At 67.9% G+C, this 13,920-nt stretch carries 11 protein-coding genes; 3 read left to right on the forward strand and 8 right to left on the reverse strand.

Annotated features, from left to right (window positions below; translation table 11 throughout):
• Positions 1-401: 401 nt before the first annotated feature.
• Positions 402-1,808 carry an MFS transporter gene (locus QRM60_RS00985; protein ID WP_285445398.1) on the forward strand — a complete coding sequence of 469 codons (1,407 nt, stop codon included), beginning with the start codon at positions 402-404 and terminating at the stop codon, positions 1,806-1,808.
• A gap of 85 nt (positions 1,809-1,893) precedes the next feature.
• On the opposite strand, the gene QRM60_RS00990 is transcribed toward QRM60_RS00985, so the two are convergent.
• Positions 1,894-3,594: an ABC transporter ATP-binding protein gene (locus QRM60_RS00990; RefSeq protein ID WP_285445709.1), complete on the reverse strand. Its 1,701-nt coding sequence runs from the start codon at positions 3,592-3,594 to the stop codon at positions 1,894-1,896.
• A 39-nt stretch (positions 3,595-3,633) separates the two neighbouring features.
• Positions 3,634-4,722, reverse strand: a complete 1,089-nt coding sequence (locus QRM60_RS00995; RefSeq protein WP_285445399.1) for an HPr kinase/phosphatase C-terminal domain-containing protein — start codon at positions 4,720-4,722, stop codon at positions 3,634-3,636.
• Positions 4,723-4,941: 219 nt separating this feature from the next.
• On the opposite strand from QRM60_RS00995, the gene QRM60_RS01000 reads away from it, so the two are divergent.
• Positions 4,942-6,429, forward strand: coding sequence for a radical SAM protein (locus QRM60_RS01000; RefSeq protein WP_285445400.1), 1,488 nt, complete (start codon positions 4,942-4,944; stop codon positions 6,427-6,429).
• Between the two features lie 52 nt (positions 6,430-6,481).
• Positions 6,482-7,696 (forward strand): nucleotidyltransferase family protein, encoded by a 1,215-nt coding sequence (locus QRM60_RS01005; protein ID WP_285445401.1) that lies wholly within the window; start codon positions 6,482-6,484, stop codon positions 7,694-7,696.
• 17 nt (positions 7,697-7,713) lie between these two features.
• On the opposite strand, the gene QRM60_RS01010 is transcribed toward QRM60_RS01005, so the two are convergent.
• From QRM60_RS01010 to QRM60_RS01035, 6 genes are all read right to left on the reverse strand, one after another.
• Positions 7,714-8,826, reverse strand: a complete 1,113-nt coding sequence (locus QRM60_RS01010) for a glycosyltransferase family 4 protein (protein ID WP_019237733.1) — start codon at positions 8,824-8,826, stop codon at positions 7,714-7,716.
• Positions 8,823-9,947: a glycosyltransferase family 4 protein gene (locus tag QRM60_RS01015; RefSeq protein WP_285445402.1), complete on the reverse strand. Its 1,125-nt coding sequence runs from the start codon at positions 9,945-9,947 to the stop codon at positions 8,823-8,825. The genes QRM60_RS01010 and QRM60_RS01015 overlap by 4 nt, the downstream gene beginning before the upstream one ends.
• Before the next feature lie 123 nt (positions 9,948-10,070).
• Positions 10,071-10,769, reverse strand: coding sequence for a class I SAM-dependent methyltransferase (locus QRM60_RS01020; RefSeq protein WP_285445403.1), 699 nt, complete (start codon positions 10,767-10,769; stop codon positions 10,071-10,073).
• 44 nt (positions 10,770-10,813) lie between these two features.
• Entirely contained in the window at positions 10,814-12,028 is a 1,215-nt protein-coding gene (locus QRM60_RS01025) for an amidohydrolase family protein (protein WP_285445404.1), read from the reverse strand.
• A gap of 12 nt (positions 12,029-12,040) precedes the next feature.
• Positions 12,041-12,886, reverse strand: a complete 846-nt coding sequence (locus QRM60_RS01030; protein ID WP_228439991.1) for a class I SAM-dependent methyltransferase — start codon at positions 12,884-12,886, stop codon at positions 12,041-12,043.
• 165 nt (positions 12,887-13,051) lie between these two features.
• A complete protein-coding gene (locus QRM60_RS01035) occupies positions 13,052-13,906 on the reverse strand; it encodes a Wzz/FepE/Etk N-terminal domain-containing protein (protein ID WP_285445405.1) in 855 nt (284 codons plus the stop codon).
• Between the last annotated feature and the right edge of the window lie 14 nt (positions 13,907-13,920).

Below are 13,920 nucleotides of genomic sequence, written 5' to 3' on the forward strand. Positions count from 1 at the left end.
TGATGGGACAGAGATGGGGCTGCGCTGCGCACATTGCCAGCGATACAAGGGCTGGCTGGGGGATTACAGCGTCCCAGCAGGTGAACACCGGTGGGCGCGTCTGTGGCTTTCGGGCAGACGGCAGCGAAGCGTCTGGTGTCGCGGGAATGGTCGGGCTTGCTTGAGCGGATTGATGGCCAGCGAACGGCAGCCGCGAGGCATGCGTGCGCAAGTTGGGCACGGCATTGCGCGTGCATTTCGCAGGGGTGAAATCACGCAAAGCCGCGCTGCAGCCCTCCGCCAGCGGGCATGTCAGGCGAGCACACACCCCCTTGCGAACACGCAGCGCAGGTGGCGAAGCCGCACTGCGCAATGCCGCAGCCGGCTTGGCTATGCTCAGGCGCCCTGCCCCGGCGCCTGCAATGACGTCTTCTTCTACCTCGGCTGCCGCGACGGCGAGCAGTGCGCAGATCGCCGCGCGCATCGACCGCCTGCCCGCCAGCGCCACGCTGTGGCGGCTGGTGGGGCTGCTGGCGCTGGGCGGTTTCTTCGAGTTGTACGACCTGTTCCAGACCGCCTACATCAGCCCGGGGCTCATTCGCGACGGCATCTTTGCCAGCGGCAATGACGGCGCCTTCGGCATGTCCGATCAAGCCGCGTTTGCCGCGGCGACCTTTCTTGGTCTGTTCGTCGGGGCCGCCCTGCTCAGCCCCTTTGCCGATCGCTTCGGCCGCCGCCTGGTGTTCACGGTGGCGTTGGTCTGGTACACGACCGCCACGGTGGCCATGGGCCTGCAGAGCACTGCCACGGCAGTGATCGTGCTGCGCTTTGTGGTGGGGATCGGGCTGGGCATCGAACTGGTGACCATCGATACCTATCTGTCCGAACTGGTACCACGGCACATGCGCGGGGCCGCATTTGCGTTCGCGTTTTTCCTGCAGTTCCTGGCGGTGCCCAGCGTGGCGCTGACCGCCTGGCTGCTGGTGCCGCACGCGCCGCTGGGTGTCAGCGGCTGGCGCTGGGTGGTGTTGCTGAGCGGTGTGTTTGCGCTGGCGATCTGGTGGCTGCGCAGCCGATTGCCGGAGTCCGCCCGCTGGCTGGCGGCGCAAGGGCGGCATGCCGAGGCCGAGGCGGTGATGGCGCAGCTCGAAGCTGCCTGCAGCCGCGATCTTGGCCAGGCGTTGCCGCCGCCGGAACCGGTGCAACGGGTTGCCGCACCCGATAGCCGTCTATCCGCATTGTGGCGGCCGCCCTACCGCGGGCGTATCGGCATGCTGGTGGTGTTCCAGATCTTCCAGGCCATCGGCTTCTTCGGTTTCGGCAACTGGCTGCCTGCGCTCATCAATGCGCAAGGCGCCGGGGTGACCAAGAGCCTGGCGTATGCCTTTGCGATTTCGCTTGCTTACCCGTTGGCGCCACTGTTGCTGCTGCGTGTTGCGCATCGCTGGGAAAACAAATGGCAGATCAGTGCATCGGCACTGGGCGCAGTGGTCTTTGGCGTGCTGTTCGCGCTACAGCACGCGCCGCTGGGCATGATTGCCTGCGGGGCGATGATCGCCTTCTGCAATGCGTGGATGAGCTTTGCCTACCACGGCTACCAGGCCGAACTGTTCCCCACGGCACTGCGCGCACGTGCGGTAGGTTTTTGCTATTCCTTCAGCCGGTTGTCCACGGCCGGCAGCAGCGTGTTGATCGGCTGGCTGCTGGCGCAGACCGGCAGCCACGGCGTGCTGGCCTTCATCGTGATCAGCATGACGATCGTGGCCAGCGTGATTGCTGCGTTCGGCCCACGCACCCGCAATCGTGCTTTGGAAGACATCGCGGGCTGATTGCCGCGTAGTGCCGTGTAGCGCCTGTAGCGCAAAGCCGTGCGGCGTCGCGCAAGCGTCGTGCGTTGATGGTTGAGCCGCTGCGCTACGGCACGGTTTCAGCGGAGGTAGTCGCCGCAGCACCCAGGGGCACCGTGTGGTCGGCGATGCTGGCCAGGCTGGTGCGATGCGAGACCACCACCAGCGCGGTCTGCGGTAACTGCTGGCGCAACATGCACAGCACCTGTTGCTCAGACTGCGCATCCAGTGCGCTGGTCGCTTCGTCCAGCAAGGCCAGCGCTGGGGCGCGCAACAACACTTGTGCCAGCAACAGCCGTTGCAGTTCACCGCCGGAGAGCCGGCCATCGCTGCCATTGATCGGCGCATCCAGCCCGAGCGGATCGCGTTGCAGCCGCGCACCCAGGCCGACATCGGCAAGCGCCGCCCACATGTGTGCCTCCGACGCGCCGGGCAGCGCCCACTCCAGGCAATCGCGCACGCATCGCTGCCATGGCCGTACGCCCTGCCCCACATACGCACTGTGGCGGATCAGTGCGCGGTACTCGGGAAACCCAAGCATGCGGCCCGCCATGCGTGCCTGCAGGTGCAACGGCGCGGTCTGGCCCGACAGCGCATCCATCAGGCTGCTCTTGCCGATGCCCGATGGCCCCACCACCAGGGTGATCTGACCGGGCACCAGCGCCAGGGGGGGAATCTGCAGCGCGCACAGTGGCTGCAGCAGCGTGACGCGATCGATCTGCAGCGGCGCCGGCAATGTCGAAGCATCCGCGCGTGTCGATTCACTGCGCGGGGCGGCGAGCGCCACGTAGCGGCGCCACAGTTGCAAGGCCGGCCACGCCGAACGCAACTGCTGCACGCTCTGCCGGGTGGAGACCAGATACGGCAGCAAGCGGCCCAGCAACAGGCTGACGGTGATCAACGCGGCGCGATCGGCGCCTTGCCACAGGTTGGCCACCACCAGAATGCCGGCGATGGCGGCCACTGCGGTGAGCTCCAGCAGCAGGCGGCTGTTGGCCACCAATGCCTGCTGCTGCGCGTAGCCCTGCCCCAGGCGATCGGAAATGCGCGTGTAGTGGCCGGTTTCGACATCCTCGCGCTGGAACGAGCGCACGTGGCGCAGCCGCCGCGGGAAGTCTTCGCTCAGCCAAAACAGCCGGGTCATGTCGGCCACGTAGTCGCGACTGATGCGGGCCTGCTGCGCACTGCCCGAGGCCCGCAGCCCGCACCAGGCCAGCACCAGCAACACCGGCGCGGCGGCAGCCAGACCCGGCACGATCAACAGCGCCAGACACACACTCACCACTGCGGTGATGCTGGCCACCAGCAACTGCAGCACCGCACTGAACCCCTGCGTGGCGATCTCGATGTTGTAGGTCAGCACGTTGGCGATTTCCGCCGAGCTGGCATCGGCCAAGGCCGGCAATGGCGCCTCGAGCAAGGAGGTATGCACACGCTGGCGCAGGCCGATGGCATAGCGGCTGGTCAAGCGGGCCGCCAACCGCGCGCTCTGCCAGCGCAACACGGCAAACAGCAGGCTCACCAGGACGAACAGGCTCGCCTGCAATGGCAGGCCGCCGGGCAGGACCAGTACCTGCCCGGCCACGCGCAGGCCCTGGCCGGGCTGCACCAGCGGCACCAGGCACACGGCCACCGCGCTGCCCGCCAAGGCGGCGGCGAGCGACAACAGCACGTAGAGCGCAATGCGGCTGCGATCGGCGCGTACCAGCGTGGCGGCAAAGCTGCGCACCACCAGGCGGACCGATGCACGCGATGTGGCGGCGTCCATTTCAGTGCTCGTCATGGGTTCACGTCTTGCGCCATGCGCTCACGCGCCCGGCAGTGAGGATGCGGCGCGGTGCAGCAGGCGCAGCAGCGCATCCACTGCGGCATCCGGATGCGCGCCGCGTTGCATGCGGTACACGCCACGCTGCTGCACCTGCGCGATGAAATGCGACCAGCCAGGCTGGCCGGCCGCATATGGCTGATCCGCCGCCAGGCACGCAGCGATCTCGTCGTGCGCCATCGGCGTCAGCAGATGGTCCGGATCGGTGGCCGGCACATCGCTCAGCAACACCACCGCTGCTAGCGGCAGCGGTGCCGGCGCGAGCACCGCGCGGCTATCGCGCAGATCGACCTCGAACTTTTCTACCCCGCTGCGCCGCCGGATGGTGGGCGCCGCACTGATCCAGGCGCGGGTGGGTGCGTCCAGCAGGCCCAGCGATGCCGGCCGCAGATGCAGGAAATTGGCTACGCCGGTTGCGACCAGGCTGTGCGGATCCACAAAGACACCGTCTTCGGCCACGAACTGCAGCCCACGCAACAGGCTGTGCAAGGCCAGGGTCGACTTGCCGGCGCCACTGGCCCCGAGCAAGAGCGCACCACGTCCCTGCCAGCCAACGCAGGCGCCGTGCAGCGGCACCAGCGACATGCCACGCGCTGCCAACAGGAACACCGCGAATTCGATCAACTCGTAGCGCAGGTGATAGGCATGCATCAGCATGTCGTCCGACACCACCACCATGGCGCGCCGCTCGGCCACCGACACCATCAGGTAGTTGCATTCGTCCATCACACCGCACAGCAGGCCGGCAGCGGCATGCGTGCGAACCGGCGGCGGCTCGGCCACCGGCAGGCGCGGCGCACGCGCCACCACATCCAGGGTGATATGGAACTGCGGCGCGCCATCGAAGCGATGCGCAGGCAGCCCGGCATACGCGGCCTCGACCAACGCGAGCAGCGCCGGGCTGTCGCTTTCAAAATGGAACCAGGCGCCAAGTACTTGCTTGCGCACGCCATGCCGGCGTGGCCGTTGCTCGTCAAACGGATCCAGCGGGGCCGACATTGCAGCGTGCGCGCGCTCGGCCCGCAACGCGCTGATTGGCGCCAATTCCGCCACTGCGGCCGACTGCGGCATGCCGTTTCATCCGTGCACAAGTTCAGCCGGTGTGTGCGGCTCGGCCGCCGAAAGGTTGCGTGCATTGCCAGCCGCGCGCATGAACGGCGCGCAGCGCACGGCTCGTGCATCGGCACAACCAAAGTGGCTTGCATGCGCACCTACTGCCGAGCCGAATGCCGGTGTCTTGCGCGCGCCGCTGCTGCGCCCACCTGGCGACAGAACGAGAACCTTGCGCAGATGCTAAAGATCCAGGTCAGCCATTCGTACTTCCTGCGTTACGACCCCAAACAATGGGAACGCGGCAAGCCCTATCCGCCGCTTGCCACGTTGCAGGTGGCCGCCTTGCTGCGCGAACACGGCCATCATTTGAGCCTGTTCGATGCCATGCTTGCCGACGACGCGCAGGACTACCCCGGCGCGCTGCAGGCAGCGCAGCCGGACTTGGTGGTGTTCTACGAAGACAACTTCAACTTCCTCACCAAGATGTGCCTGAGCCGCATGCGCGAGGCGGCGTGCACGATGATCGCCGCCGCACGCGCGCAGGGCTGCCGCGTGCTGGTGGCCGGTTCCGATGCCTCCGACAATCCGGACGTATTTCTGGCCGCCGGTGCCGATGCGGTGTTGATCGGCGAAGGTATCGCGCCGTTGCTGGAACTGGTGGCGCGGTTGGACGCGAACCCGCAGTGCGCCCCCGACACCTGGCTGGACGGCGTGGCACGCATCGCCACCGCACATCCGGCCGCCGCTCGCGAACACGTGGGCGCGCAGCCGCCGGATGCGCGGCTGGGCGGCTTGCCGGCGTGGGATCTGGTGGACATCCCGCGTTATCGCACCTTCTGGCAACAACGCCAAGGCTATTTCAGCCTCAACATGGCTGCCTCGCGCGGCTGCCCGTTCCGCTGCAACTGGTGCGCCAAGCCGATCTGGGGCAACCACTACAAGCGCCGCAGCGCAGAGGACGTGGCCGCAGAGATGATCCACCTCAAGCGCACATTTGGGCCCGATCACATCTGGATGGCCGACGACATCTTCGGCTTCCATATCGACTGGGTGGAAACCTTCGCCGAGCAGCTCAGCGATGCCGATGGTGCAATCCCCTTCATGATCCAGACGCGCGCCGATCTTGCCAGCGACCGCATGGCCACCGCCCTGGCGCGTGCCGGTTGCGCCGAGGCGTGGCTGGGGGCGGAGAGCGGGAGCCAGCGCATCCTGGACAAGATGACCAAGGGCACGCAGGTGGCTGATGTCATCGCCGCACGCCGCCGTCTGGGTACGCGCGGGATCCGCGTGGGCTTCTTCATCCAGCTGGGCTATCTGGGCGAAGAACTCGCCGACATCCTGGCCACCCGCGCCTTGGTGCGCGAGGCCGCACCGGATCTCATCGGTGTCAGCGTGTCGTATCCGCTGCCCGGCACCAAGTTCTACGAGGAAGTGAAAAATCAGCTGGGTGGCAAGACGCATTGGCAGGACAGCGACGACCTGGCAATGATGTTCCGCGGCGCCTACGACTCGGAGTTCTACCGCAGCGTGCGCAATCTGTTGCACACCGAAGTGGACCTGCAGCAGGCGCGCACCGCAATGGGCGATGTGGCGTATGCGCAGGCGTGGCAAGCGCTGGAGCAGCGCTGGGACAGCTTGATCGCCTCCGAGCACGCGCATCGCACCGAACCGTTGACGGCGGCGCCGCGACCAGTGCGCCAGCTGGCCAGCGTGCTGGTCGGCTGAAACACTCCAGCGCCCTGCACCACCGTTGTTACCTCTCTTCCGGATTGCCTCGATGCAGCCTTCGCTTCGCACGATCAAACACGGCCTGCGCACGGCCACCGAACGGCTCGCCCGGGAGCTTGCGCAGCCCAGCGAGGCGCCGCCACGCTGGGATCGCCTGCAATGGCAACTGGCAGCAGCAGCCGCTGCTGCACATGGTGTTTCGCCGCTGCTGCAACGCCAATCGCTGTGGCAGACAGCCGAATGGACACGCTTCCTGGATGAGCAGCGTACGCACGTAGCGCATCGCCATCGCCGTATCGCCTTGCTGTTGACCCAGATCGATGCCGCCGCAAGAAGTGCCGGCATTGCAGTGACTGGACTCAAGGGCACTGCCCTGCATCGGCTGGGCGTGTATCTGCCCGGCGACCGACCCATGGCCGACATTGACCTATTGGTGGAGGCAGAGGACGCACCGCGTGCGGCCGAGCTGCTGTGTGCGCTGGGCTATGTGGCCTCGTTCGACCAGTGGAAGCACCAGGTGTTCAAGCCGGTGCACGGCGAGGCCGTGGCCGGGTTGGGCGAGCACCGCAATGCACCGATCAGCATCGAGCTGCACACGCGCATCCAGGAACGCTTGCCGGTGGCGTGCGTGGACATCACCGCGCGTGTACTGCCGGAGCGGCCGCAGCCGGGTCTGAATGCCTATCCGTCGATCGGCGCGTTGATGTGCCATTTGCTGCTGCACGCCGCCGGCGGTATCTGCCACCGCAGCATCCGCCTGATGCACCTGCACGACCTGGCGCTGCTGGTCACGCGCATGGGCCCGCGCGATTGGGAGGTGCTGTGGGAAGACAGCGCCGCGCCGCCGTGGTGGGCGTTGCCGCCGCTGCTGTTGCTGCAGCGCTACTACGGCGACGTGGTGCCGGCCGCGGTGCTCGCACGCCTGCGTGCGCAGTGTGCGCCACTGTTGCGGATGCGCGCCGCGCGCCTGACCTTGACGACCGCGTCCTGCTCCAACCTGTGGCTGCCGGCGTTGCCCGGCATCGAATGGTCACGTTCGCTGGGCGAGGCACGCCAGTACCTGCGCCAGCGCATCGCGCCGTCGGCAGAGAGCCGCAAGGAGCGCGCCGACATGCTGCGCACGCAGCTGTGGCTGCAAGACCAGCCATGGGTGCGCCAGTCACAGACGCGGCGACTGATGACGCGCCTCACCCGGCCGGTGCCACGCACCGACATGCTATACGTGGTGCGCGCGGCGCTGGATGGGTATCTGCAGCCGGCCTGAGGCCAACCTGCAGTTGATCAGCGCAACGGTCGCTCCGCGCAGAGTTCGCGGTACAGTGTTTCGAACAGCCGGGTGGTCAGCCCGGCATCTTCGCGGGTGGCGCGGCATTGCGCGGCCCAGGCAAGCCGCAGGCGCAGTTCGTCATCGGCCAGCACCTGGCGGATCGCTTCGGCCAGGCCGGCCCAATCTCCAGGTGGTACCGCCAGTGCGGCGCTGGGCGCCCACTCGGCCAGATGACCGACCGCCGTCCCCACCGTGGGCACGCCCACCAGCGCGGCTTCCAGCAACACCATCGGCCCGGCTTCGTGCAGCGAGGACATCAGCAGCAGATCGGCGGACTGCATGATCGGGCGCAATTCGCGCTGTGTCTTGAAGCCCACAAAGCGCACCTGCGCGCCGAGATCCAGCTGTTCGGCCAATGCGTGGATCCTGCCGTCGAGCGTGTCGACACCGACGATGTCCACCACGAACGCCACACCGGCACGCTTGAGGGCAGCCAGGGCGCGCAGCAAGGTGGTCTGATCCTTGACCGGGTTGAGGCTGGCCACGTGCAGCAGCCGCGCCACACCGCCGCTGCGTGCACGTGGCGGCGCCGGTGGCCAGGCGCGCAGGTCCACACCCAGCGGCACACGCTGCGCCGTCACGCCCAGCGCATGCAACGAAGCAATGATGGGCAAGCTGGCTGCGGTGACACGGTCTGCCAGGCGCAGGATCACCGCCTCGCGCAGGCGCCCGCGCCAACGCCGGCGGCCGCCGTAGCCGATGCCGTGAAGCGCCACCAGCTCGCCGCCGGCGATATGCACCACGCTGGGCCGCCGCAGCAGCTTGGCCGCCACCACCGCGATCAGGCTGCAATAGCCGGAAAACAGGGCCTGCACCACGTCGAATGGCGCGCGCCGATGCTCCTCGCGGATCGCGGCGATCGCACGCAGGCGGGTGCGGTGTTGGCCGATGTTGTGCACGGTGGCGCCGCGCAGCATCCAGGTCGCCGGCTCCGGCTCCTGGTGCAGCACGAACACATGCACCTCGTGGTTGCGCGCCAACCAGTCGATCAAGGTCAGAAACACCGGAATCACGCGCACTTCGCCGCTGCGATCCACGCCACCGGGCACCACTACCGCCAGTTTCATTGCCGTTGCCCCGCTGCCGTGCGCAGCACCTGTGTGTAGGCGTCGCGCCATTGCCGGCCCACTGCGGCAAACGACAACCGCGCATCGAAATACGCACGCACCTGCGCCCGGCCGGGGCGCTGGCGTGCGTGTGAAACCAGAAGATCGGACAGGCGCGCGGCATCGCCCACCGGAAACAGCGCGCCCATGGACGCGTTGTCGCTGAGCGCACGGAAGGCGGGAATGTCGCTCAGCAGCGGCAGCGTTCCGCAGGCATAGGCTTCCAGCGCGGCATAGCCGCAACTCTCCGCATGGCTGGCAGAGACGAACACATCCGCCGCCCGTTGCAGCTGCTGAATCTGCGCATGCGTGACCTTGCCCAGCAAGTGCACGCGTGATGCAAGCCGTGGGTCGTCGTGGATGCGCTGGCGCACTTCCTCCAGCAGCGGCGTCTCATGGAAGGCGCACCACAGCCGCAGGCCAGGCAGACGCGCTGCCGCCATAGCCACGGCATCCAGCACGCACAGCGGGTCCTTGCCCTCGCTCAAATGGCCAACCCACAACACGCATGGGCCGCCGGCCAGGCCGGTGACCGCGCGCGCCTGGATGCGGTCGCCCGGCGTGAAGCGGCTACTCGATTCGGGGATCGCAAACAGCTGCGTGCGCGGTCCAAACAGCCTGGCACGGACGAAGGGCTGCGCCAGCGCCAGCGAGGTGAACGCGATGCCGGCCGCCGCTGCGTAGCGCGCGCGCCACACTGGCCTGCGCCACCAGCGCGGCGGCCGATTGGCATGGTCCTGCAGCACGATCGGCACCTGCGGCAACAACCGTGCGAGGCGCCGTGCATCGCCGGCAAATTCCAGCCCGTGTACATGGATCACCGCAACGTCGAGCTGTTGCAACAGATCAGCCAGCCGCCGCGCACGTACGGCGCTGCCGCGTTTGCCAGGGTCGAGAAAGTGATATGCCACACCCTGCCGCGTCAGCTGCTCGGTGTGCGCAGACACCTGCACTACCGTCACCTGAGTGCCGGTGCTGGCGACTGCCTCGGCAATGTCGGCCAGCGATGGCCACTGCGCGAATACCTGCGCCGCGTCCCAGCCGCTTGGCGCAGGCAGCAGATTGAGATGGGCCACGTGCACGTCAGTCCCCGGAGCGCAGGGGACGTGCCGGGCGCGCGATGTAAGCGCGACTGCCCGCGTTCTGCGCGACCCGTTGCACGGCGCGGCGCCGAACTGCCGCCTGCACACAGCTCACCATGCAGCTCACGCGAGCCGTCGCAGGCGTAGCACCAGCGCCACCGGCACTTGCAGCGCGGCGGTGTCGAAGCGCGCGCCGGGCGGGATGTCGGCAGGATCGAGCATCGGCTCGGCCACCGCCTCGATCGCCAGATCCAGCGCCGCGCATGCCGAATGCCAATGGCTGTAGAGATGTTGGGTATGGCGGATGGCGTAGTGCTGGCCGTCGGCCTTGAAGTCGCGTCGCCAGCCCAGCGCATGGCCGATCGGATGCACGTCGCTGCACAGCACGCTGCCGCCGATGCGGGTGACGCGCCGCAGTTGCTCCAGCGCAGTCCACAGCCGTGGCAGATGCCCGACCACCAGGCCGCACACGGTGATGTCGGCCATGGCATCGGCCACCGGCAACTGTTCCAGGCTGCCCTGCTGCAGGGAGAAGCACGTGGAGGGCCAGCGTTGCGCCAGTTCGTGCGCGGCGCGTTGCAGCATTTCCGGCGAGAGATCTACGCCAGTGACCTGCGCAGCGCCGCGTTGCAGCGCCTGCAGCATGTAGCGCCCGCTGCCACAGCCGGCATCGAGCACATGCTGGCTGCGCAGATCGGTGGGCAACAGCGCCAGCATGGCCCGCTGCTCGGCGAGCATCACCGGGTTATGCGCATGTGGCGGATACGCCTGCGCCCACAACGCATACGCTGCGGCCGGTTCCAGGGTGGGCATACTGCTCATTGCACTGCTCATTGCACTGCTCATTGCACTGTTCATTGCGCGGCTCATTGCGCGGCTCCAAGTACCACGCGCGTTGCGGCATGCGTGTGCGGCGACAGCAGCTGCACGCCGGGTTCAAGTGCCAGCACCTGTGGATCGGCCAACGCGGCGTCCAGCAATTTGGGGCAGCCATCCAGCAACACCGGCACGGTTGCGATGCCGGCTGCGTCGAACCAGTGGGCGAAATCGGGGTCGGCAATCCGCGGTTTGCCATCGCGGATCACCGCGCGCAGCTGGCTGCGGCTGCAACCCACCACACTCGCCGCAGGCTCACCGCCGCGGTCGCGCACGATCACCAGGTCGGCCACTGCGCCCGGTGCCAGGCTGCCGCGCGCGGGCAGGCGCAGGATGCGCGCCGCTTGATGCGTGGCCAGGCCCAGCAACAGGTCCGGGGCCAACCCGCTGTCGGTGGCCAGGCGTAGATCGTCGAGTAGGTCGCGCCCGCCGCTGACGCGCGCGTCGCTGCCAAGCGCCAGCCGCCCGGCCATGCACAGGCGCCAGGGGTCCAGCGTTTGGCCGAGCAGCGCCAGATTGCTCGACGGGCACCACACCACAGCCGCACCGCAGGCGATGATGCGGTCGATATCCTGCTCGCCCAGCCCCACGCCATGGATCAACACGCTGTTGCCGGCCAGGCAACCGAGACGGTCCAAGGCGTCCAGCTCCGCGCGTGCAACCGCGTCGGTGCCTTCGGCCAGATGGATCATCCAGGGCTGCTCGGCCGGGGTCGCGGCGAAACTCTCCTGCACCGGCGGCCCATAAGCCGGCCCACCCAACGCATAGCTCCAGCCGAATGCACGCAGGAGCGCCACCGGGAAATCCGCCGCATCCAGTGCGGCGTGCCAGGGATCGTGCTGGGCCACGCAGGTAACCCCGGCGAGCAGATTCTTCAGCCCGCCCTGGCGCAGGCGTATGTCCTTGGGCACCTGCAGCGCAACGGCCACCTCGCGACGCTGGAAATGCGCCTGAAAGGCATCGATCCACGCATAGCTGTTGGCGAACGGTGCACTCTGCGGCAGCGGCGGCACGGCGTTGATCTGCAGATGCTCATGCGCGTTGATCAGGCCCGGCGCCAGCACATGCCCCTGCAGATCCAGCCGCAGCGTGCCGGTGCCCAACGTGCCACCGAAGTGGCCGGCACGCAGGGTCACCGGCGCACGCGACGGCCCGGCCAGGGTGATCGCGCGCGCGCCGTGCAGGCACACATCGGCCATGGCCATCGCGGTCTCCACTCAGCGCTTGCGCATCACGATCAGGAAGTGATCGCCCATGTCGCGCAGCAACGGCCAGCCGCCCATGCGGTCGTCCAACTGCCCCAGACGCGCGGACAGGCGCGGATGGCGCTCATAGAAGTCCACCAGATACGGCGGCGGCAGGAACAAGCTCAGCGCCTGGTAACGATCGAGCACGAAGTGCTGGCTGAAAGCGCGGTAGAACTCGCGCGGCAGGTGGTACCAGGTCCAGATGGTGTGGCCGTTCATGCCCACCGCGGTCGCACCCTGCGCCGCACGCACCGCCGCGCGCTTGAAGCGGCCGCGCAGTGCGTAGTGGCCGACTTCCCACGGGCAGATCCGCCCGATCACCGAAAACACCAGGCAGCCATCCGGGCGTAGCAGGCGCGCGCACTCGGCAGCGACGGCCGGCAGGTCCGGCGCGCAGTTGAGCGGGCCGAAGTTGGAATACATGCCATCGAACTCGCCTTCCAGCCGCTCCAGCTGCTGGATGCCGACATGCGCGGCAGTGAGGCGCTCCTCAAGGCCTTGTCGGGCAGCACGCTCACGGGTGCGCGCCACCATTGCCGGCGACCAGTCAGTGGCCAGCACGCTGTAGCCACGGCTGGCGAACTCGCCTGCATCCAGCCCGGTGCCGCAGCCCAGGTCCACCAACCGAGAGCCGACCGGGAGTTCGGTCGCCACGGTATCCCATAGCGTAGTGCGCATGCGCTGGATCAGCGCGTTGTTGCCGCGCGGCCCATCGTAGTCGGCGGCCACGCTGTCGAAGGCACGCTGGGTTTCCAGCAACTGCGACGCATCCACACCGCGGCCACGCCGCGCCAGTGGCTCATTGGTTGCCGACATGCGCGCGCTCTCCCACCGGTCCTGCTGTTGTCACGACACTCTCCAGACGCGGCGCCGCACTCGCGGCATCGCTTGATTGAACCGTGAGTGCCGGCTGCCGCCACTTTGGTTGCGGCACTGCGTGGGTACGGACGATCTGGGCGGAACGCGTGCGCGGGGCAGCGCTCACACCGTCGCGTGCGGTCCCTGCCCACGCGCACGGCGGCGCACGGCATTGCGCAACACTGCGGCCAGTACGCCAAGCGCACCGCCACCGAGAATGCCGGCAGCCCAGGCCATGATCGCGTTAGGAAACGCCTGGTGGTCCGGCACATACAGCGGCCACGCCAGCGAGGTCTGGTAGGTGTAACGCTCGGTGAGCCGTGCGACCAGATCGTCACGCTCGGTCTTCAAGGCGCGGATGGTGGTGTTGCTGTCGGTGAGCAGGACGCCGGCCAGCACCTGCGCAGGCGTGGCCTGGCCATTGGCTTGCGGGTTGCCCAGTTGCTGCTGCAGCTGCGCGCGGCTGGCCGTGGCCACGCGCAGGTCTTCGTCCAGGCCGCGCAGGCGCGTCTTCGCGAGCGCCAATGCCGCGGTGTTGGTCTGGCCATGCAATGCCTGCAGCTGCGCCACGGTGGCCATTGCGAGCGTGCGCGCCTGTGTTGCGGATTCGGCACGGATGGTGATGCCGATCAGGTTGGCGTACGGATCCGGGTCGGGTTTGAGACTGCCGCGGTACAGCTGCGCGGCACGGCTCTTCAGTGGCACGCCGGCGTGCGTCAGCACCGCATCCTGGAACAGCCGCGTCTTCATCCGGTCGATCACCCGCTGGAACGGCTCCACCTTGGGATCGCGCCCGGCCGGGGTCGGCCCAATCTCGCCGACCTGGATCCAGGCCGTGGCCTCCCACTGCGGCTTGGCCACGCGGGTAAAGGCGAACGTGATTGCCAGCACCACCAGCAGCGCGGCGAGCGCCCAGCGCCACTCGCGCAGCAGGATGCGCCACAGGTCGATCAGGTAGATCTCGTCTTCATCTTTCATCAGGCTTGGCTCGG

Source organism: Xanthomonas sp. fls2-241-TYG-148 (assembly GCF_030208815.1).
GTDB classification, from domain to species: domain Bacteria; phylum Pseudomonadota; class Gammaproteobacteria; order Xanthomonadales; family Xanthomonadaceae; genus Xanthomonas; species Xanthomonas campestris.